The 19,317-nt window shown below is 52.4% G+C and carries 17 protein-coding genes; 7 read left to right on the top strand and 10 right to left on the bottom strand.

The window, feature by feature from the left end:
* Nucleotides 1-24: 24 nt before the first annotated feature.
* The 6 genes from OGW16_RS19560 to OGW16_RS19535 all read right to left on the bottom strand — a co-directional run bounded on the left by OGW16_RS19560 (nucleotide 25) and on the right by OGW16_RS19535 (nucleotide 7,199).
* Complete coding sequence (locus OGW16_RS19560) at nucleotides 25-1,305, bottom strand: TolC family outer membrane protein (RefSeq protein WP_051642772.1); 1,281 nt, start codon at nucleotides 1,303-1,305, stop codon at nucleotides 25-27.
* Nucleotides 1,306-2,245: 940 nt separating this feature from the next.
* Complete coding sequence (locus OGW16_RS19555; RefSeq protein ID WP_071524484.1) at nucleotides 2,246-2,569, bottom strand: DUF1889 family protein; 324 nt, start codon at nucleotides 2,567-2,569, stop codon at nucleotides 2,246-2,248.
* Nucleotides 2,570-2,682: 113 nt separating this feature from the next.
* Nucleotides 2,683-4,494: a diol dehydratase reactivase subunit alpha gene (locus OGW16_RS19550; protein WP_286518710.1), complete on the bottom strand. Its 1,812-nt coding sequence runs from the start codon at nucleotides 4,492-4,494 to the stop codon at nucleotides 2,683-2,685.
* Nucleotides 4,495-4,504: 10 nt separating this feature from the next.
* On the bottom strand, nucleotides 4,505-4,933 hold the full coding sequence (locus tag OGW16_RS19545) for a diol dehydratase small subunit (protein WP_043017710.1): 429 nt from the start codon (nucleotides 4,931-4,933) through the stop codon (nucleotides 4,505-4,507).
* Between the two features lie 2 nt (nucleotides 4,934-4,935).
* Nucleotides 4,936-5,520 (bottom strand): propanediol/glycerol family dehydratase medium subunit, encoded by a 585-nt coding sequence (locus OGW16_RS19540; protein ID WP_043017711.1) that lies wholly within the window; start codon nucleotides 5,518-5,520, stop codon nucleotides 4,936-4,938.
* 11 nt (nucleotides 5,521-5,531) lie between these two features.
* Entirely contained in the window at nucleotides 5,532-7,199 is a 1,668-nt protein-coding gene (locus OGW16_RS19535; RefSeq protein WP_080626072.1) for a propanediol/glycerol family dehydratase large subunit, read from the bottom strand.
* Between the two features lie 392 nt (nucleotides 7,200-7,591).
* Between OGW16_RS19535 and OGW16_RS19530 the strand changes: the two genes are divergently transcribed.
* From OGW16_RS19530 to OGW16_RS19515, 4 genes are read left to right on the top strand one after another with little or no spacing between them, the layout of a single operon-like run.
* The gene (locus OGW16_RS19530) at nucleotides 7,592-8,020 is read left to right on the top strand and encodes a GlcG/HbpS family heme-binding protein (RefSeq protein WP_075145607.1); all 429 of its coding nucleotides are present in this window, start codon (nucleotides 7,592-7,594) and stop codon (nucleotides 8,018-8,020) included.
* Nucleotides 8,021-8,042: 22 nt separating this feature from the next.
* Nucleotides 8,043-9,206 (top strand): 1,3-propanediol dehydrogenase, encoded by a 1,164-nt coding sequence (dhaT, locus tag OGW16_RS19525; protein WP_213732399.1) that lies wholly within the window; start codon nucleotides 8,043-8,045, stop codon nucleotides 9,204-9,206.
* A gap of 16 nt (nucleotides 9,207-9,222) precedes the next feature.
* Nucleotides 9,223-9,576: a glycerol dehydratase reactivase beta/small subunit family protein gene (locus OGW16_RS19520; protein ID WP_181634286.1), complete on the top strand. Its 354-nt coding sequence runs from the start codon at nucleotides 9,223-9,225 to the stop codon at nucleotides 9,574-9,576.
* Complete coding sequence (locus tag OGW16_RS19515; protein ID WP_286518709.1) at nucleotides 9,577-10,107, top strand: cob(I)yrinic acid a,c-diamide adenosyltransferase; 531 nt, start codon at nucleotides 9,577-9,579, stop codon at nucleotides 10,105-10,107.
* On the opposite strand, the gene dhaR is transcribed toward OGW16_RS19515, so the two are convergent.
* Together dhaR and OGW16_RS19505 are read right to left on the bottom strand one after the other, a co-directional pair.
* The gene (dhaR, locus tag OGW16_RS19510) at nucleotides 10,085-12,010 is read right to left on the bottom strand and encodes a dihydroxyacetone kinase operon transcriptional regulator DhaR (RefSeq protein WP_286518708.1); all 1,926 of its coding nucleotides are present in this window, start codon (nucleotides 12,008-12,010) and stop codon (nucleotides 10,085-10,087) included. The two genes, OGW16_RS19515 and dhaR, sit on opposite strands and share 23 nt — an antisense overlap.
* A 91-nt stretch (nucleotides 12,011-12,101) precedes the next feature.
* Complete coding sequence (locus OGW16_RS19505; protein WP_080626071.1) at nucleotides 12,102-13,199, bottom strand: glycerol dehydrogenase; 1,098 nt, start codon at nucleotides 13,197-13,199, stop codon at nucleotides 12,102-12,104.
* Nucleotides 13,200-13,761: 562 nt separating this feature from the next.
* On the opposite strand from OGW16_RS19505, the gene OGW16_RS19500 reads away from it, so the two are divergent.
* Nucleotides 13,762-15,420 (top strand): glycerone kinase, encoded by a 1,659-nt coding sequence (locus OGW16_RS19500; protein WP_286518707.1) that lies wholly within the window; start codon nucleotides 13,762-13,764, stop codon nucleotides 15,418-15,420.
* Nucleotides 15,421-15,513: 93 nt separating this feature from the next.
* Here the strand turns inward: OGW16_RS19500 and cfa are convergent, their stop codons facing one another.
* A complete protein-coding gene (gene cfa / locus OGW16_RS19495) occupies nucleotides 15,514-16,668 on the bottom strand; it encodes a cyclopropane fatty acyl phospholipid synthase (protein ID WP_087051150.1) in 1,155 nt (384 codons plus the stop codon).
* A gap of 67 nt (nucleotides 16,669-16,735) precedes the next feature.
* Between cfa and OGW16_RS19490 the strand changes: the two genes are divergently transcribed.
* The gene (locus OGW16_RS19490) at nucleotides 16,736-17,584 is read left to right on the top strand and encodes a helix-turn-helix domain-containing protein (protein ID WP_043017720.1); all 849 of its coding nucleotides are present in this window, start codon (nucleotides 16,736-16,738) and stop codon (nucleotides 17,582-17,584) included.
* Here OGW16_RS19490 and OGW16_RS19485 read toward each other — a convergent pair whose 3' ends face one another.
* Nucleotides 17,585-18,358, bottom strand: a complete 774-nt coding sequence (locus OGW16_RS19485; RefSeq protein WP_043017721.1) for a siderophore-interacting protein — start codon at nucleotides 18,356-18,358, stop codon at nucleotides 17,585-17,587.
* A gap of 236 nt (nucleotides 18,359-18,594) precedes the next feature.
* Between OGW16_RS19485 and OGW16_RS19480 the strand changes: the two genes are divergently transcribed.
* Complete coding sequence (locus OGW16_RS19480; protein WP_167373421.1) at nucleotides 18,595-19,266, top strand: PadR family transcriptional regulator; 672 nt, start codon at nucleotides 18,595-18,597, stop codon at nucleotides 19,264-19,266.
* Nucleotides 19,267-19,317: the final 51 nt, after the last annotated feature.

Below are 19,317 nucleotides of genomic sequence, written 5' to 3'. Positions count from 1 at the left end.
TTTTGCAGCGTTTTCTTTTCGTTACTAACTTAGATCAGGTAATTTCGCCGCAGCATTTTTTTCAACACCTATAGCAGGCAATAAATTATCCAGGGCAGTGGCATAATTAATTGCGGCACTCCAGCTATCATATTCAGCCATTATTTTTGATAGCGTTGCTTGCCAGACGTCTTGTTCAACGCTTAGTAAGTCATTAATACTTCTTTTGCTAAGGGTATATTCATTTTTATAAACCTCGCGAGCACGCAGAGCGCTCTGCAATTGTATATTCCCGGCATTCATTCTACCGTGTGCTCCAGACCAGTCCGCCATAGCAACTGACGCTTTTTGTAGTACATCAAATCGAGCCTGATCGACTTGCGACATCGCCATTGTTCTTGCGCCTTCAGCCTGGTGAACTCGCGCTGAAACCGAACCGCCCTGGTAAATAGGGGCATCAATATTTAGCTGAATCTGATCGTCCCAATAGCTTCGGTTATCCGATTCATAACGCGTACGTCCACCTTTAAGGCTTAGAGTCGGCCAGTGCTGTGATTTTGCTTTTTCAACGGCATACTGAGCAGACGTTTCCATTGTCCTTGCGGCGAGCACAGATGGAATTAATGAATAATCAATATTATCAAGAGAATCCTCTCGAACGACTAATGCCTCAGGCACGGGTTGCAACTGCTCTGCATCAATACCGCTTAAAACAGCCAGTCTTGCCCGCGCGCTACTCAGCGCTGCATTGTATTGTTCAAACGTTGCCTGCATTCCCGCGACACGCGCTTGCGTCTGAAGCTCATCGGACGTAGAACTCAAACCAGCCTCTGCGCGCAATCGCGCCATATGCTGAACATTTTTAAGCGCAGTAATATTTTCTTTCGCTGCTTGTGTCAGTTCGGTATAGCGTCTGACTTCAACGTAGCTGAGAGCCGTTTTCTCAGCGACACCAGTCAATGTAGCCATAAGCTGGTACCGGTAACTATCTCGTTGTGCTTCAGACTGACTGATTGCGCTGTTCGTTTTGCCAAAATCATAGACAAGCTGCGTCAGACTTAGCCCCCATGCTGCTGAGTTTTTTAGTGAGCCGCTTGAGTCTGTCGTCTGGCTATGCCCTGTATTGCCATTAAGTGATATTTGCGGCATCCAACCACTGCGTGCTTCGTCTATTTGCGCCTGGCCGATTCCCATTTGCGCGGCCTGCTGACTTATTGATGGGTCACGGTCAAAAGCAAAAAGAATACTTTCCTTCAGTGTCACAGACGCAACTCGGGCTGTGTTCGGTGTACCGTTATAGGCTTTCGCAGTACCACATACGATCATACCTGCAAATAAAAAATAAAATATTGTGTGCCTTAGGGGTACAAAAATCCGCACATGAGCCTCCATATTAATAGGGTAGATTCTCCTCCAGGATTCGTTTTTTAACCATTTGTCAAATAAGGAATAAATTTCCTTTCTCAACAATGAGCTCATTTATCAAGAAATGGTGAAATAGGATTTTCCCTAGTGAATATTATTAATTGACTTGGAGCATAACAAATACTGTACACCCTAACCATACCCACAATGTTAATGTGATGTTAATAGAATAAAGAATATTGCGGGATCTTTATAAAAGTCTGAAAGGTTGTTTTTTATACAAACATGAAAACTCTTTGTTATAAATAGGATTATTACCTCCCAGTAAATGAACATTTTTGCGTTAATTTCACAGCGTACTTAACACAAAGATTTTCAAACAAATGTCAATTTGTACCAAGACTATAGAATTTATTGACAAATATTTTTTGAATGGTCTTTTACTCAGGAGAGAAAAATAGTTGTAGATTTGATTGATACACATGGGCCACTATCGCTGAAGTGAAGGAAAATTGTGGGCTTTGGATTGAAAATAACAGGTGTGCTGGATGCTGCTGCTCGGGCTGCGAATGCAAATATTATTCAGCAACGGACTTGCTAATGACTATCAATAATCTGTGGAAAATTTAGTAATAAAAGAATATTTCAGTAAATATAATGAGGTTGACGCAATATAATTCTGATTATTGAGTCTTCTTTGTGAGGTGAGTCGCCACGGATAATCCAGGTACTACTGAGAAGTTGATAATATCTCTATGTGCAGGAGTTAAAGAAAAGCTATTAGATTACCTCGCTTTTGCGGTGCGAAACGCCTGCCTGGCAACAAGCATGTCACTAGCCCTCCTTTGGACGCCCCATCCAGAGATGGAAACGTCCTTTAGCGTTTGATTCGATAGTCAGCTCACACTAGCTCTTTGAGCTGCTCCTGCATATAGGTTGAAAAATACTCTGGATTCTTGATAAGGATGCGGTTACCGGAGGCGACTTTTTCTGCCCATCCGGCCACTTTTTTCGTGAACTCGGGATTCCATCCCTCCTGCTCACCTCGTGCCATTACAGCTTCCGGACTCGCTGGCACACCTAAGTCATGCAAATACTTTAAGATTCCCTTAGCGGTACTTTCGTCCATTGAATGGGGTACTGACGCCGAAGTGTTCATACCACCAATAAAATCCAATGCTTTCTCAATTGCTGTTGGCATGCTCTTATCCTTAAAATTAACCACGTGAGAGACACATTTATACTATGTACCCAACTTCGTCGGGATATCAAAGAGAACATCACCTTTATTTGATTTACCCCGCAGCTAAACGCTTGCGGCGGCTGTTTTCTGCACGATTAATTCGCCATTCCGGCCAAAACCAGCCCGGTTGCCACCGCATTACGTGGCCCTTCGCTACCACGGATGTTGCCCTGTCCGGCGACAACGCCGTAGTGCGCCAACGCATCGGTGATCATCTGCGGGATTTCGAAATCCAGCGAGGAGCCGCCCACCAGCACTACAAAAGCAATATCGCGAATGGAGCCACTGGGTGAAACCTGAAGCAATGCGCGCAGGCAGTTGGTCACAAAAACCTTCTCTTTGGCCTGTCGGCGCACCAGACGAATTTTTTCCAGCGAGGTGAGGTTATCTACCGGGATCAGCTCCCCCTCTTTCAGATACACCACTTTGGCGAAGACTGTCGGGCTGAGCGGTTCGCGGAAAAACTCTACCGCGCCGTTCTCATGGCGAATACTGAACAGGCTTTCCACTTTTGCCAGCGGGTATTTTTTAATCTCCTCCGCCAGAAACGCATCGTTTAGGCCCAGCTCAGTTTGAATTAACAGGCTAACCATATTTCCTGCACCGGCCAGATGCACCGCTCTCACTACGCCGTCGCTATTGATAATGGCGGCATCGGTAGATCCTGCGCCTAAATCGAGGATCGCCAGCGGTGCGGCGCATCCGGGCGTTGTTAGCGCCCCCGCTACGGCCATGTTGGCCTCCACGCCGCCAACTTCAACCGGCGTGTTTAACCGGGCGCTCAGCTCACTGGCGATGGCCTGCATCTGTAAGCGATCGGATTTCACCATTGCCGCAATGCCCACGGCGTTCTCCATTGAACACTCTCCAGCGATGCCGCCCTGCACCTTGCGCGGAATAAACGTATCGACCGCCAATAGATCCTGAATATGCACCGTGTTCATGTCATGACCGGTCAGTGAGGCCATCACCTTACGCACCCGCTCCAGCATGCCGCCTGCGTGCGTGCCTGCTTCACCACGAATATCGCACACGGGCGCACAGGCGCTTATCGCCTGCATAATGGCCTGCGCGCCTTGCGCTACGTCGGCTTCGCCGCCACGCTTTTCACCACGGATAAAGATCTTGCCCGCCGGGATCACCCTTGATCGCACATCACCCTGCGGGGTTTTCAGCACCACGGCGGAACGGTTGCCGATCAGCGCTCTGGCGATGGGGACGATAGTTTGCGTTTCCTCGGGCGTCAGGGCAAAGAAGGTCGCGATGCCGTAAGGATTCGACAATACCCGCACCACCTGCCCGGCGGCCGCCACTTCCACCGCCGCCAGCACCCCTTCCGGCACCTTCTCAAGTAAGGTGACTTCATCAACCACCGGCATTGGCCGACGCAGGCGATTGTTCACCAGCACGCCATCATCCTTTTTCAGGATCGCCGCCACAACGTTGATGCCGCGATCCAGCGCCGCATTGATAAGCCAGACCGCCTCGAGAAAATCCATTTCCTCGCCTACCAGCGGGATCCAGCCCTCGGCAAACCGATCCTCGCTTAACGCCGCCAGCTTCTCCACGGCGATAGTGGTCCCCATTCCCACGCCAACGCCGCCGGGCGTTTGCGGGTTATGGCCAATCATTGTCGATTCAGTAATGATGGTTTCAGTGATGGTTTCCATCGCCACATCGCCAATCACCGGCGCGGCCTCGTTGATGCAGATTTTCGCCACATCCTGAAGCGACCACGGGGTGCTATTCAGAGCCTGCAGCAGAGAAGCCACCACCCCGGCAATATTGTCCCGCGTGCCTTTCATGCCCGTGGTGGCGACAATCCCGCTGGCGATAAAATGCCCATGCTGTGCCAACGCCACTTCGGTGGTGGCGTTGCCGATATCGATCCCTGCAATTAACGGCATGTTGCCCCCGTCACTGGCTACCTTTACGCAGCTTGTTTCTCTGCTGATATATCTCTGCAGACTCGCGGACAAACCCGGCGTTCACCGTAGCGTGCCAGGTATGCTCCAGTTCATCGGCAATAGCCTGCAGCTCAGCGAACGAAGAACGAAACGGACGTAGCGCGTTGTAGATCTCCAGAATGCGGGCATCCGGGATCGCAATCAGCTCTGCCGCACGTCGGAAATTGCGCGCCACGGCATGACGCTGCATCTGTTCGGCAATCTGCGCCTGGTACTCCAGCGTTTGCTGAGAAATCCGCACATCCTGCGGTCCTACGCGGCCCGCCAGCACATTCTCAAGGGTAATGTCGGTTAGCGGCTTACCGCCAGGAGTCTGGATTTTCTCCGGGCAGCGGGTCGCTAATGGGTAATCCTGCGCGGTCATGATGTTGTCGTTCATGGTCATTCCCTTACCAGTGCAATATGCAGCGTGACGGGTGCAGCATCCTGCACCACGTGTTTGGTTTCTTTGATATGAAACAGCGCGGCCTTGGCCATAAATTTGGGCCGCACCATCTGGTCATTGACCACCGGCACCGGCGAAGGTGACTCTTTACGCGCATAGCGCGCGGCGTTTTTACCAATCTGGCGATAGGTTTCCAGCGTCAGCAGCGGAGCCTGAGAGAACAGCTCGAGGTTGCTCAGCGGCAGCAGATCGCGCTGATGAATCACCGTGGTTCCTTTCGACTGGATACCAATCCCGATGCCTGAACCGCTGAGATTTGCCGCATCCCATGCCATAAAAGAAACATCCGAGGTGCGCAGCACTCTCACCACTCGCGCATGCAGTCCCTCTTCTTCAATTCCGGCAACCAGCTCTTTCAAAATCGCGTTGTGCGGCATATCAATCAGGGTTTTATGCTGATACTTATCAAAGGCCGGGCCGACGCCAATCACCACCTCATCCACGCGTTCGTCCGCTTTAGCCGCCTCGCCTTCGCTCACCTGCAAGGTGAAAACCGGCTTACGTTCAGTTGTGTATTCCACTGTGTTCCGCCTTATTCGATCGAGCCGGGCTGAACCACGCCCGCAATATTTTTAATTTCCGCCCAGCGTTCGGCACTGATGCGATAGCCGGTACCAGGTCCCTGATAATCGTTAATGTCATTGACGGCGCTGACGACATCGAACTGGCGATCCAAAATCGCCGACGTTTGCAGATAATCCCCGGTGACGCGCTGCCTCAGCATGTTGAGGATATTGCTGGCGATATCTTCGAAGCCGCTGCAACTCAACGCGCTGACAATATCCAGCCCGGTGATATTGCGCTTCATCATCTCTTCCACGGCCGCCAGATCCTCCACCACATTGCGCGCGGGCATATCTTTGCTGCCGTGAGCATAAGTGGCAGCCTCCACTTCCTCATCGCTAATCAGCGGCAGGCCCAGTTCGCGGAACACCGCCTGAATGGCGCGTGCGGCCTTGTTGCGAATGGCGATGGTTTCTTCTTCAGTCACCGGACGCAGACCGCCGTCAACCATCAGATCGCGTTGCAGAATGTTGTAATCATCGAAATCTTCAGCGTCGAAGTTCGACCCGGCAAACATGTTGTCGTAGTTGGGTACCGCGCTGTAACCGGAGAAAATAAAGTCGGTGCCCGGCAGCATCTGCATCAAGGTGCGGGCAGTTCGGCGAATATCGGAGTGGGAAAAGGTCTGATCATTGGCGGAGGCCACTTCAAGGTCGAGCATTGAGGCAATCAGGTTTTCCGCCAGCACCGCGCGGATCCCCGACGGCACAGCGCCGGTCATGCCGATACAGCTGACCGCGCCGTTTTGCAGCCCCTGTACGCCCGCGCCTTTGGTGATAAAAATGCAGCGCGACTCCAGATAAAGCATCGATTTACTTTCGGAGTAGCCCATCAGCGCTTCCGAGCCGGTGCCGGAGGTGTAGCGCATTTTCAGGCCACGCGACGCATAAGCCGAGGCGAGAAACGCTTTGGACCACGGCGTGTCATCGCCATCGGTAAACACCGATTCTGTGCCATAGACCGACACCGTTTCGGCGTAGCTGGTTAGCCCGCGCATTCCCAGCTCCAGCTCAGTGGCCTCTTCAACAGAACATTGCGTCAGCACACCGGGGCGACCACACTGGGAACCCACCAGCAGCGCCAGGGCGTTAAACGGTGCGTAGCGGGCGATCCCGACCGTCGTTTCCTGCTCGGAAAAGCCACGGATCCCCGCTTCAGCCGCGTCGGCGGCAATCTGTACCGGGTTATCTTTCAGGTTGGTGACATGGCACTGATTAGAGGGCGTTCGTCTGGCGCGCATTTTTTGCAGCGCCATCATCATCTCCACCACGTTCATTTGCGCCATTACCTCCACTGCTTTCGCTGGGGTGATAGCAGTGGTAATGGCAATTATCTCTTCCCGGCTGACGTGGATATCCACCAGCATTCTGGCGATCTCCAGCGCGTCGAGCTGCATGGCGCGCTCGACCTCGACCACGTTAATGGCGTAGTCGGCAATGAAACGGTCAATCATGTCGAACTCGGCGCGACTTTTGCCGTCCAGCTCAACAATACGACCCTTTTCCACCTTCACCGACGAAGCCGGATCGTAGGGGCTTTCCATGGCGATCAGCCCCTCTTCAGGCCATTCGCCAATCAGGCCATCCTGATTTACAGGGCGCTTCGCAAGCACTTCGAATCGTTTTGATCTTCTCATAGTTTATGGACTCAAAAGATAAAAAATAGGGACGCCGGGCCGCATTGCCGGGGACACAACACCCGGCATTCGCCTTTCATCAGCAATGGCCGAACTCTAAATGAGCAGGACAATAAAAAAATAAAATTAATTTTGTTCCAATTTGGCACCGAATAAAAACGCATCGTTTCATATTGAAACGCAGCTCAGGAATATCCGCCGTGAATTGTGACGAGGTTAAATGATCATTATCAATAAACGTAAAAATGGGAAGATGAATTTAAATTTCCTGAAATGCATGCCCTATTGACTTAATAACGTGCGGCGAGAAAATAAGGTAAAGCCAATGATAAAAATAGCTGTCGCGCGATATTTTTCGTGACCTCAGCCCTACAATATTTTCAGGAGAGACTGTGAATAAAAGCCAACAAATCGCCACCATTACGCTGGCGGCTGCAAAGAAAATGGCGCAGGCCGTCGAGGCTAAAGCGTTTGATATCAACGTTCCGGTGGTCTTTTCTGTGGTGGATCGCGGCGGAAACACGCTGCTGATGCACCGTATGGACGACGCGTTTGTCACCAGTTGTGATATCTCTCTTAATAAAGCGTATACCGCCTGCTGCCTGCGCCAGGGCACCCATGAAATTACTGATGCGGTACAACCTGGCGCTTCGCTATATGGTTTGCAGCTTACCAACCAACAGCGCATCGTTATTTTCGGTGGCGGTTTACCCGTCATGTTAAATGGGGAATTAATTGGAGCCATTGGCGTTAGCGGCGGCACCGTCGAACAAGACAGATTATTAGCAGAAACCGCGCTAAGTTGTTTCTCTGAATTATAATTTAAATCTAAGAAGGTATATTATGAGCTATCGTATGTTTGATTACCTGGTGCCAAATGTGAACTTCTTTGGCCCCAATGCTATTTCCGTTGTTGGCGAACGCTGCAAACTGTTAGGAGGTAAAAAAGCGCTACTGGTTACTGATAAAGGTCTGCGGGCTATTAAAGACGGTGCAGTAGATAAAACCCTCGCCCATCTGCGTGAGGCCGGTATTGACGTGGTGGTTTTTGACGGCGTTGAACCGAATCCCAAAGACACCAACGTGCGTGACGGTCTGGACGTCTTTCGCAAAGAGCATTGCGATATCATCGTTACCGTCGGCGGCGGTAGTCCACATGACTGCGGTAAAGGCATCGGTATCGCGGCGACCCACGAAGGCGATCTCTATAGCTATGCCGGGATTGAAACTCTGACCAATCCACTGCCGCCGATCGTCGCGGTGAATACCACTGCCGGTACCGCCAGCGAGGTCACCCGCCACTGTGTGCTGACCAATACCAAAACCAAAGTGAAGTTTGTGATTGTCAGCTGGCGCAACCTGCCGTCGGTCTCCATTAACGATCCGCTGCTGATGCTCGGCAAACCCGCCCCGCTGACCGCAGCGACCGGGATGGACGCCCTGACCCACGCCGTGGAAGCCTATATTTCCAAAGATGCCAACCCGGTTACCGACGCCGCCGCTATCCAGGCTATTCGTCTCATCGCGCGTAACTTGCGCCAGGCCGTAGCGCTGGGCAGCAACCTGAAAGCACGCGAAAACATGGCCTACGCTTCTTTGCTGGCTGGTATGGCCTTTAACAACGCCAACCTTGGCTACGTTCACGCGATGGCGCATCAGCTTGGCGGTCTGTACGACATGCCGCACGGCGTGGCGAATGCCGTACTGCTGCCGCACGTGGCGCGCTATAACCTGCTCGCTAACCCGGAAAAATTTGCCGATATCGCAGAATTTATGGGCGAAAACACTGACGGCCTTTCCACCATGGATGCCGCCGAACTGGCCATTCACGCCATTGCCCGTCTCTCCGCCGACATCGGTATCCCGCAGCATCTGCGCGACCTGGGCGTCAAAGAAGCCGATTTCCCGTACATGGCGGAAATGGCGCTGAAAGACGGCAATGCCTTCTCCAACCCGCGTAAAGGGAACGAGAAAGAAATTGCCGAGATCTTCCGTCAGGCATTCTGATAACCCAGGGGGCGCAATGTCACTTTCATCACCGGGCGTACATCTGTTTTATCACTCACGCTGGCAGGAGTCTCGCGTGCTTGATGAGCTGTGCTGGGGACTGGAAGAGCAAGGCGTCCCTTGCCGGACAATCTGTTGCGACGAACATGACTGCGCACTGACGCTCAGCAAACTGGCGGCCAAAAGTTCGACGCTACGCGTGGGTCTTGGGCTCAACGCTAGCGGCGATATTGCCTTAACCCATGCTCAGTTGCCCGAAGATCGGGCACTGGTCCGTGGGCATACTCACGCCGGGGCTGCCCAGCTCCGCACGCTCGGCGCCAATGCCGGTCAACTGGTTAAAGTTCTTCCCTTCAGCGAGATAAAATAAATGTACCGCATCTATACCCGAACCGGCGATAAAGGCACGACCGCGCTATTTGGCGGCAGTCGTATCGACAAAGACGACATCCGCGTTGAGGCCTATGGCACGGTGGATGAACTGATTTCCCAGCTAGGCGTCTGCTATGCCAGCACGCACCAGGCCGAACTACGCCAGGAGCTGAACGCCATGCAGAAGATGCTGTTTGTACTGGGTGCGGAACTCGCCAGCGATGAGAAAGGACTGACTCGCTTAAAACAGCGTATTGGCGAAGAGGATGTTCAGGCGCTGGAGCAGCTAATTGACCGTAATATGGCGCAAAGCGGCCCGCTCAAAGAGTTTGTTATTCCGGGGAAAAATCTCGCATCGGCACAGCTACACGTTGCGCGAACCCTGACGCGTCGGCTGGAGCGGGTCCTCATCGCGATGAGCAGAACGCTGACGTTACGCGATGAACCCAGGCGTTATATCAACCGACTGTCGGATGCGCTGTTCTCGATGGCGAGAATTGAAGAAACTACTCCAGGTGTTTGCGCTTAAACTGGCTGGCATCAATGTCGTATTGCTTCATTTTGCGCCACAGGGTGGTGCGACCAATGTTCAGCAGCTGCGACATCTCCTGCACGCGCCCACTGGTGACGCGAGCGGCATGGATAATCGCCTCTTTTTCGATAGCGGTAAACGTCAGGCTGGCAGGCAGCAGTGAAGACGCCGTCTCCAGACCCGGACGTTCGGCAAACAGATAATCCGGTAGATTGCTCAGCCGAATATGGCCGTTATCACTGCTGATGGCGATGTTTTCGATAATACTGTTCAATTCAAAGTCATTGCCCGGCCACGAATAGGCCACCAGCTGTGCCAGCGCGTCGTCGTCGATCTTCAGACTGGATGAAAAGCGTTTTTTCAGGCTGTTCAGCCGCGTATAAATCAGCGAGGGAATACTGTTACGCCGCGCCCGCAGCGGTGGGATCACTATCTCAAAAGAGTGCAGCGCATAATACAGCTGGCGGCTAAAGCGGTTTTGCTCCACCAGATTGGCGAGATCAACCGTGGTGGTGGCGATCACTTTGACATCCACCGGGATCAGCCGGCGGGCATCCAGGCGGGTGAGTACCCCCTGCTTAATCACCTGTAACAACGCGGATTGCAGCTCCGGCGCCAGATATTCAATTTTTTCCAGAAACAGCGTGCCGCCGTTCGCCAGTTCAAGACGGCTCAGCCGACCGTTTTCATCATCGGTGGGCGCGCTGCCCATAAAATCCTGCCCCAGCACGCTGTTGGCATACAACTGACAGTTCACGGCAATATATGGTCCGCTGGCACGCTCGCTTTCGTTGTGAATAGCCTGACTCAGCAGCTCTTTACCAACACCCTCTTCTCCACACAGCAGGATCGGGAAACTTCCTCTCGCCGCCTGGCGCCCAAAATGGATCAAGCGGCGGGTTTCAGGATCGTCTGTCGACATCTGCTCAAAGGTGTGGCTCACCTTGCCGAGCTGGCTGGTCATCAACTGGCGCATTTGCTCCACCGGATGCAGCAGCAGGATAAAGCTGTTGCCCTGCTCCTCAACAATCGGTTTCAGGGTAATGACGGCATCAACAAATTGATGCTGGCTTTCAAAAGTGACTTCAACGTGGTTCAGACCGCGGGCATGTTTGATCGCCCGGCGCAGCAGCATGGGTAGATTGAGCAGGTCGTGAATGTTTTTCCCCTGACTGGCCTGCGCGTCAAGATGCAAAAGCAGCGCCGCGCGCGCATTGAGGAACTGCAAAACGCCCTGTTCGTTCCAGGCCATTACGCCATCATCCATGCTCTCCAGCAGGCCGTACATTTGGTTCAAATGTCGATTAGATTCAGCCAGCAGGCTGTCGGTCAGCAAAGAGTTGCCGACTTCTCTGGCAATCGCCAGCGTCAGGGATAAATCAGAAACGCACTCATGTTCCACCAGACAGCACAGCGAGATGGAGCCGAACAGTCGACCATGGTTATCGAAGACCGGCGTCGAGCAGAACGACCAGGGATGCAGCGCCTGTTTAAAGTGCTGATCGCCAGAAGTTTTTGTCGGCTGCCCCGGCATCGTCGCCAGAGAAAGCGCACAGCTGCCAATAATGCTTTCGGCACAGTAACTGCCGTCGCGAAACCCAAGCTCCGCCAGCTGTTCAACCGTCTGCGGATCGCCGCAACGGCTGAGAATACAGGCTGACTCATCCAGAGTCAGCAGCGCGCACGGACGGCCATCCATAAACTCCCAGGCATCTTCCAGCGCGGCCTGGGCAATCGTCAGCAGCGCCGTCTTGCGACGACAAATCGACTCAAAGGTCAGCCCTTGCGCCTGATGCGGCGCCTGCCAGGTTTCCCGCTGCATAAACTTGCTGCAACGATGCCATGACTGGGCAATGACCGAAGAGACTTCCTTCCCGATGCTATGCGTGTGCGCCGTCATATCCCTTTCCGCTGTTTAACCATAGACAACCCCTCCGGCAGAGACTGTCAGAGGGGGAGAAGATGCCGGATAAAAACCTACCGACGACTGATTAACGCGCCAGCCACTGCTGTCCCAGCAGGTCTGCCGTCAAAATAGCGGCATGTACGCTTTCAGGCGTTACCGGGAACGGCATATTGTGGATGGTTTCACCTTCTGCACAGGTCGCTTTTGCTACGGCCATGATCTTGCCGTCAACGTCTTCTTTCACGCCCATTTCCGCTAACGTTACCGGCAGGCCTACTTTCTGACAGAAATTCAGCACGGTTTCGATCTCTTCCATCGGGCTGTTTTGCAACACCAGCTGCGCCAGCGTACCAAAGGCGACTTTTTCACCGTGGTACAAATGGTGGCACTCTTCCAGAATCGTAAAGCCGTTGTGGATCGCATGCGCCCCTGCAAGACCGCTGCTTTCAAAGCCGATGCCGCTGAGGTAAGTGTTAGCTTCGACAATACGCTCCAGCGCATCGGTCACCACGCCAGCCTGCGCGGCAAAGCGTGCCTTCTCGCCTTCCGCCAGCAGGGTATCATAGCACAGGCGCGCCAGGCTCAGCGCCGCCACGGTGGACTGTCCGCCCGCCATGCTGGTCGCTCTGGCGTCATAACAGGCTTTCGCTTCAAACCAGGTCGAGAGCGCATCGCCCATCCCGGCCACCAGCAGACGTACCGGCGCTTTAGCAATGATTGCGGTATCCATCACCACCATATCCGGGTTTTTCGGGTAGATCAGATACTCTTCAAACTCACCGGCTTCGGTATAGATTACGGACAGCGCACTGGTTGGCGCATCGGTAGACGCGATAGTCGGGATCACCACCACCGGCAGCTTCTGGTAGTAGCCAATCGCTTTGGCGGTATCCAGCGTTTTCCCGCCGCCAATCCCAACCACACCGCGGCAACCGTGCTGTTTCAAAATGGCAATCAGACGATTAATTTCAGCATGGCTGCATTCGCCGTTGAAGCGTTCCGCGTGGCAGCTAATGTCGTGGTTGTGCAGGCCGTTGAGTACTTTCTCTCCCGCCAGCTTCATCACGAAGTCATCCGCGATCACGAAAAAGCTGTCCGCCAGATTTTTAGCGTATTGACCAAACAAGGTGGAAGCGTCAGGACCCTGGAGATATTTGGCTGGAGATTGAATAACTTTTAGCATTCCTTTCATCCTCAAATAAGTACATGTTTTTACATGGTGAGCCCTGGCGTTAACCTGTTTGGCCTGATGCTGATGGCGAAAACGGGAGGTACCGGAGCGATGCAATAACTGTATGGCGAGGCGTGCACAAAAAGATCTTTCGTCTTTTTGTTCTGATATGAAACAGATAAAAACGGAGTACGTTTCATATTGGAACGCTTATCCATAAAAAATATAAGGTTTGCGATCCTGATCCGTTCATTTACCGCCAAATATCCAGCACACATGAATCTCACTTTCTCTTTTACCCACTCGCTTGTCTTAAAATCCGCACAAAAAGGCTGACGGTGCCGGATAACCAGCGCCGTTCGCCGGTGAAAAAAGTCGAGCGAGCTCGCATTGTGATCGTTCCTTGCTTTTTTCAGTTTCATTTCGGAACAAAAAACAACAATCACGTTCCGTAATGAAACTCATTTTAAGGTTGTTTTTTTCCGCGCTGACTTCGCCAGAATCTCTTCATCGCCTCCGCACCATGACCTAAGCATTCGGGGGTTTGTCTTTCACTCAACCTCGAGGAGCCGTTATGTCTCAATTCTTTTTTAATCAACGCCCCCATCTCGTGAGCGATGTCATCGACGGTACGATTATCGCCAGCCCGTGGAATAACCTGGCGCGTCTGGAAAGCGATCCGGCCATTCGTATCGTAGTCCGTCGTGATCTCGATAAAAATAACGTGTCGGTCATTTCCGGCGGCGGTTCGGGACACGAACCCGCGCACGTTGGATTTATCGGTAAAGGCATGCTAACCGCTGCGGTCTGCGGCGACGTTTTCGCCTCCCCGAGCGTGGATGCGGTACTGACCGCCATTCAGGCGGTAACCGGTGAAGCGGGCTGTTTGTTGATCGTGAAAAATTACACCGGTGACCGTCTTAATTTCGGTCTCGCCGCCGAGAAAGCGCGTCGCCTTGGCTATAACGTTGAAATGCTGATTGTTGGCGACGACATCTCTCTGCCGGATAACAAACACCCACGCGGCATTGCGGGAACCATCCTGGTGCATAAAATCGCGGGTTACTTTGCCGAACGCGGCTACAACCTCGCCACCGTTCTGCGTGAAGCGCAGTACGCAGCCCACAACACCTTCAGCCTGGGCGTTGCGCTTTCCAGTTGTCATCTGCCGCAAGAAACCGACGCGACCCCGCGTCATCATCCGGGTCACGCGGAGCTAGGGATGGGCATTCACGGCGAGCCAGGTGCTTCGGTTATCGACACTCAGAACAGTGCGCAGGTGGTGAACCTGATGGTGGATAAACTGCTGGCCGCCCTGCCTGAAACCGGCCGTCTGGCGGTGATGATTAACAATCTTGGCGGTGTTTCTGTTGCCGAAATGGCCATCATTACCCGCGAGCTGGCCAGCAGCCCGCTGCACTCGCGTATCGACTGGCTGATTGGCCCGGCCTCGCTGGTCACCGCGCTGGATATGAAAGGCTTTTCTCTCACGGCCATCGTGCTGGAAGAGAGCATCGAAAAAGCGCTCCTCACCGAAGTGGAAACCAGCAACTGGCCGACGCCGGTCCCACCGCGTGAAATCAGTTGTGTTCCGTCATCTCAGCGTAGCGCACGCGTGGAATTCCATCCCTCGGCAAACGCCCTGGTGGCCGGGATTGTGGAGCTTGTCACCGCAACCCTTTCCGATCTGGAGTCCCATCTTAATGCGCTGGATGCCAAAGTCGGCGATGGCGATACCGGTTCAACCTTTGCCGCTGGCGCACGCGAAATTGCCAGCCTGCTGCATCGCCAGCAGTTGCCGCTGGATAACCTTGCTACGCTGTTCGCGTTGATTGGCGAACGCCTGACCGTGGTGATGGGCGGTTCCAGCGGTGTGCTGATATCGATCTTCTTTACCTCAGCCGGACAAAAACTGGAACAGGGAGCAAATATTGTCGAAGCATTAAATACGGGCCTGGCGCAGATGAAGTTCTACGGCGGCGCAGACGAAGGCGATCGCACCATGATTGACGCGCTGCAACCGGCCCTGACTTCACTGCTCGCGCAGCCGCAAAATTTGCAGGCCGCATTCGACGCCGCGCAAGCGGGAGCCGAACGAACCTGTTTGTCGAGTAAAGCCAATGCCGGTCGCGCATCGTATCTGAGCAGCGAAAGTCTGCTCGGCAATATGGACCCCGGCGCACACGCCGTCGCGATGGTGTTTAAAGCGCTGGCGGAGAGTGAATTGAGCTAAGCCATAAATGCCTGATGCGCTTCGCTTATCAGGCCTACGAGTACAAACCTATGTAGGCCGGATAAGGCGTTTACGCCGCCATCCGGCAGAACGTTAACGATAAACGCGGATCCCGCCCTCTACGCCACGGCTAAACAGTACCTGCCAAAGCTCGATATCTCTGGCGCGGAAAGCCCCGGCGCAGGCGCATAAATAGTAATTAAACATTCTTCTGAAGGTGGCGGAATAACGTGACGACAGCTCCGGCCAGGCCTGATTAAAGCGCTCGTGCCAGGCCATCAGCGTTTTATCGTAATCGCTGCCAAAGTTATGCCAGTCCTCCATCACAAACCGTGATTCGCTGGCCTCGGCAATATGGGAAATCGACGGTAAGCAACCGTTCGGGAAAATGTATTTGTTGATCCATGGATCGACGCTCATCCCTTTTTTATTGCTACCGATGGTATGCAGCAGGAAGAGCCCGTCCGGTTTTAAACAACGGTCGGCGATGCTGAAATAGGTATCGTAGTTTTTCGGCCCGACGTGTTCAAACATCCCCACGGAGACAATGCGATCGTAGTGTTTATCAAGGTCGCGATAATCCTGCAGCAGAATGTTAACGTCCAGACCTTCACAGCGCTGCTGCGCCATTTTCTGCTGCTCTTTGGAAATGGTAACGCCTTCTACCACCGCGCCATAATGACGTGCCGCATACTCCGCCAGCCCGCCCCAGCCACAACCGATATCGAGTAAACGCATACCCGGTTTAAGCTGCAGCTTCTCGCAGATCATTTTTAATTTGGCATTTTGCGCATCTTCTAATGTGGTCGCATCTTTCCAGTAACCACAGGAATATTGCATATGCGGATCAAGCATCAGCGCAAAGAGATCGTTACCAATATCATAATGTTCTTTGCCGACTATCCATGCCCGGCTCCGCGACTGCAAATTAAACAGGCGCGCACAGGCAATGCGTAAAATATCTTTCAGATTTCCCGGCATCTGCTGGTCGAGTTTTGCTTTGAGGATTTTGCAGAACAGAATATCGAGCCGCTCACAGTCCCACCAGCCTTCCATATAGCTTTCACCAAGTCCTAATGAGCCTTGTTGCAATACCCGTTTAAAGAAACCGGTGTGATGAAGTTGAATGTCCCACGCTCGCGAGCCATTAATTCTGATATCCGCTTGCGAAAGCAGCTCTTTTCCCATTCGGGTCCAGTTATCATTTATTTCATTGACGATCACAGCATCTGAACAAAGCGAATTCATGGTATTTACCAAAAGTGGGCTAAAAATTCTTACACAAGATTATTATGGAAAAAAGGGTGTATGTATTATGATCTGCGGACAAGATCTATCGAGTAGCAGACACATCATCGGGATCATTGACGATTCATTTATGGAAACTCTCGCGCAAAAGCAGTGGAACTTCTACCCGGATAACTCCATGACGGAACTGCCGCAGGACGTGTACTTTCGCTCTTATGTCCTGGAAGCTAACCATCATGTTCCACAGCATTCACACTCTTTTATACAGTTTCATTTCGCCCGTAAAGGCAGTATGCGTATTGATGTTGCCGGCAAGTGCTGGATAATTCCGGCACATTATGGCATCTGGATCCCGAATAATACGGAGCATACGGTTTGGGCACTGGATGATGTGTATTTAGAAAATCTGGATATTAATCCGGGCTTTCTTGAAGAGAGCATTAATGAATGTAAAGTGGTGGCAATCAGTGATTTCGCCAGAGAGTTTATTCATTACGCCACGAATTCAATTTCAGGCCATTATGATAGCCAGTCAAAAGAGGGCAAGCTGGTCAGCGTCCTGGTCGACATTATTCTGCAGCTCCCGGAAGTCGCTTTTGTATTACCCTGGCCGCAGGATCGCGAATTAAACAAAGTTTGCCGAACCATACAAGAATCTCCCGCACTGGAGCATTCGGTTGAATACTGGTCGCAGCATCTGGGTATGTCTGCCCGTACCTTTTCACGCCATTTCAAAAAAGAAACCGGATTGCCTTTCAGCGTCTGGAAGCAAAAAATGCGTATTCTGGAATCCGTATTAATGCTGAAGAAAAATAAAAGCGTAACCGCCGTGGCGCTCGACGTGGGGTATTCAAGCACCGCGGCATTTAGCTACGCATTCCGCCAGGCGTTTGGCGTTCCGCCGTCTAATTACTGATTAACGGCGCTGATGCCAGTAAGCCGCTGCGCGAACCCGTTGCTGATCGAACGCCTCGGTTTCAAAGCGAGCACTCAGGTTTTTGACCACCTTCCCTTCGCCAGTGATCCAGATGTAATAATCGTCTGCTGGCACGCTTAGCCGCGATAAGTGTTCATTCACCGCCTGCTCGTCATGACCGATAAACCACTGAATAGTAAACCCGTCGAGGTGGGCAAAATAGTCCTGGTATGCTGCATCTTGCACGCTGACCAGCGCCGTGACGTGCGGACGTACCGCTAAACGACTGAGCGACTCCAGGCGTCGGCGCAGCGCGGGCATTCCCGATTCATCACACACATAAACCTGATACGCATAATCCTCTGGCACCACCAAAGAACCGCGCGGTCCGCCAATTGTCAGCTTGTCCCCCTCACGGGCATTCATCGCCCACGTACTTGCCACGCCACCGTCATGGATATAAAAATCCAGCGCCAGCTCATGGCGCGCTTCGTCATACAACGGCGTGTAATCACGGGATAACGGACGTACGCCGTCAGCCCAGACAATGCCTTCATCGGTGACGACAGGCGGCACAAAATGGCTGCCCGGTTCAGGGAAAAAGACCTTGGTATGGTCGTCAAACCCGTGTGAGCTAAAACCGTCCAGAGCGTCCCCGCCCAGTACAATGCGCTGAAAGCCCGCGCTAATACGTTCTACGCGCAGGACGGTAAGTTCCCGAAAGCGCAGTTCATTACGAACGCGCTGGGGGTAGCGTGAGGTGTTTTTTGTCATTTTTTTCGCCTTGTGAAGATAATACGATATATCTAAATACATTTTTAAATGATAATGATTGCTAATCAAGAGGATTGCAAGCACTTTTTTGATATAGTCACCGTCAGATTAGACTGACAGCACCAACCAATAAAAACTGTTAATAATCACCATATTAAACAAAATATAATTTGTAGACTTGCAAGATGACAATTTTTAGATATAAATTAGATATATCTAAACAACATCAGGAGACGATGATGCAAAACCATCATGAAGGTTGCTGCAAACATACTGAGCACCAACACGAAGGCTGCTGCAAGGGTGAAGGACATCACCACGAAGGCCGCCACAACGAGCACCATGCAGGTTGCTGCAAAGGTGAAGAACATCGCCATGAAGGCTGTAACAAAGAACATCACCACGAACAGGGTTGTGGGCACCGTCGCGGGGGCGGTGGTCGTCGCCAACGCTTCTTCGGTCACGGAGAATTACGCCTGGTCATTCTGGATATCCTGACCCGCGACGCCAGCCACGGCTATGAGCTGATTAAAGCAATTGAAACCCTGACTCAGGGTAACTATACCCCGAGTCCGGGCGTTATCTATCCGACGCTGGATTTCTTGCAGGATCAGGCACTGATCACCATCAGCGACGAGGAAGGTGGGCGTAAACAGATTGCGATCACGACTCAGGGTCAGCAATGGCTGGATGAAAACCGTGAGCATCTGGAACATATCCACGAACGTATTAAAGCCCGCTGCGTGGGTTTTGAATTACGCAAGAATCCGCAGATGAAACGCGCGCTGGAAAACTTCAAAGCCGTGCTGGACCTACGGGTTAATCATGGTGATACCAGCGATGCGCAGATCAAAAAAATCATCGGTATTATCGATCGCGCTGCGCTGGATATTACTCAGCTGGATTAATTTACACTGCAGGCGGGACCCGTTTGCCCGCCGTTCCGCCTGTAGGGTTTA

Source organism: Citrobacter sp. Ce104 (assembly GCF_030334595.1).
Taxonomy (GTDB): domain Bacteria; phylum Pseudomonadota; class Gammaproteobacteria; order Enterobacterales; family Enterobacteriaceae; genus Citrobacter; species Citrobacter europaeus.
Note: the sequence above shows the minus strand (reverse complement) of the source record. Positions and strands in the feature narration are given on the sequence as shown.

Coding starts and splice junctions, on each gene's coding strand:
- OGW16_RS19560 (WP_051642772.1), bottom strand. CDS start 1,305: ATGATCGTATGTGGTACTGCGAAAGCCTATAACGGTACACCGAACACA.
- OGW16_RS19550 (WP_286518710.1), bottom strand. CDS start 4,494: ATGCCGTTAATTGCAGGGATCGATATCGGCAACGCCACCACCGAAGTG.
- OGW16_RS19545 (WP_043017710.1), bottom strand. CDS start 4,933: ATGAACGACAACATCATGACCGCGCAGGATTACCCATTAGCGACCCGC.
- OGW16_RS19535 (WP_080626072.1), bottom strand. CDS start 7,199: ATGAGAAGATCAAAACGATTCGAAGTGCTTGCGAAGCGCCCTGTAAAT.
- dhaT (WP_213732399.1), top strand. CDS start 8,043: ATGAGCTATCGTATGTTTGATTACCTGGTGCCAAATGTGAACTTCTTT.
- OGW16_RS19520 (WP_181634286.1), top strand. CDS start 9,223: ATGTCACTTTCATCACCGGGCGTACATCTGTTTTATCACTCACGCTGG.
- OGW16_RS19515 (WP_286518709.1), top strand. CDS start 9,577: ATGTACCGCATCTATACCCGAACCGGCGATAAAGGCACGACCGCGCTA.
- dhaR (WP_286518708.1), bottom strand. CDS start 12,010: ATGACGGCGCACACGCATAGCATCGGGAAGGAAGTCTCTTCGGTCATT.
- OGW16_RS19505 (WP_080626071.1), bottom strand. CDS start 13,199: ATGCTAAAAGTTATTCAATCTCCAGCCAAATATCTCCAGGGTCCTGAC.
- OGW16_RS19500 (WP_286518707.1), top strand. CDS start 13,762: ATGTCTCAATTCTTTTTTAATCAACGCCCCCATCTCGTGAGCGATGTC.
- cfa (WP_087051150.1), bottom strand. CDS start 16,668: ATGAATTCGCTTTGTTCAGATGCTGTGATCGTCAATGAAATAAATGAT.
- OGW16_RS19490 (WP_043017720.1), top strand. CDS start 16,736: ATGATCTGCGGACAAGATCTATCGAGTAGCAGACACATCATCGGGATC.
- OGW16_RS19485 (WP_043017721.1), bottom strand. CDS start 18,358: ATGACAAAAAACACCTCACGCTACCCCCAGCGCGTTCGTAATGAACTG.
- OGW16_RS19480 (WP_167373421.1), top strand. CDS start 18,595: ATGATGCAAAACCATCATGAAGGTTGCTGCAAACATACTGAGCACCAA.